The following is an 867-nucleotide window of genomic DNA, read 5'->3' as shown; positions in this document are numbered from 1 at the left end:
ACCGGCACGACGGAAGGCGACAGCAGGTTGTGATAGTTGTGCACGAGCACGCGCTGCGGCGCCTCGCGTTCGAGCACGGCCGCGAGCGCGCGCGCCGCGGGCGCGTTCCACGCGCGCGCCGCGCCGCCTTGCGTGAGCGCGAACGCGCGCTCGTCGAACGTCGCGACTTCGACGCCCGGCTGCGCGCGCAGGACGTCGACCGATGTGCGGTAGACCTCTTCGGCGCCGCCCTTGCGGGCGAAATCGTTGATGACGAGTACTTTCATGCGAAACGGCGCGGGCGGATCCGCCCGCGCTTCTTCATTGCGCGCCGAGCGCCCGCGCGGGCCCGGCGGCGGGCGCGCGCTCGGCGTCGGCCGGCTTCGCCGCGTCGGGCGCGTGCTGCGCGCTCGCGCGGCCGTAACGGTCGTCGAAGCGAACGATGTCGTCTTCGCCGGGATAGTCGCCCGATTGAACCTCGATGATCTCGAGCGGAATCCTGCCCGGGTTCTCCAGACGGTGAACCGCGCCGACGGCGATGTACGTCGATTCGTTCTCGCCGAGCAGGAATGTTTCAGTGCCGCGCGTCACCTTCGCGGTGCCGCGCACGACGATCCAGTGCTCGGCGCGGTGATAGTGCATCTGCAACGACAGCCGCTTGCCGGGTTCGACCACGATCCGCTTCACCTGGAAGCGCTCGCCGAAATCAATCGAATCGTAGTGGCCCCACGGCCGCTGCACCTTGCGATGCTCGCTCGCCTGTGGTCGCTGGTCGGTCTTCAGGCGCGCGACGATGTTCTTCACACGCTGCACGTCGTGCTTGTTCGCGACCAGCACCGCGTCGGCCGTCTCGATCACGACGACGTCCTTCATCCCGACGCATGAGAT

General features: G+C 68.5%; 1 protein-coding gene and 1 pseudogene. Both read right to left on the bottom strand.

Going from position 1 to position 867, the window contains the following annotated elements:
• Window positions 1-266 (bottom strand): annotated as a pseudogene (locus tag ACU8YE_RS23670) (glycosyl transferase); the annotation flags it as partial.
• 34 nt (window positions 267-300) lie between these two features.
• A partial coding sequence (locus tag ACU8YE_RS23665) for a cupin domain-containing protein (protein ID WP_446929770.1) occupies window positions 301-867 on the bottom strand: 567 nt, incomplete at its 5' end.

The organism is Ralstonia sp. VS2407, assembly GCF_052950655.1.
Note: the sequence above shows the minus strand (reverse complement) of the source record. Positions and strands in the feature narration are given on the sequence as shown.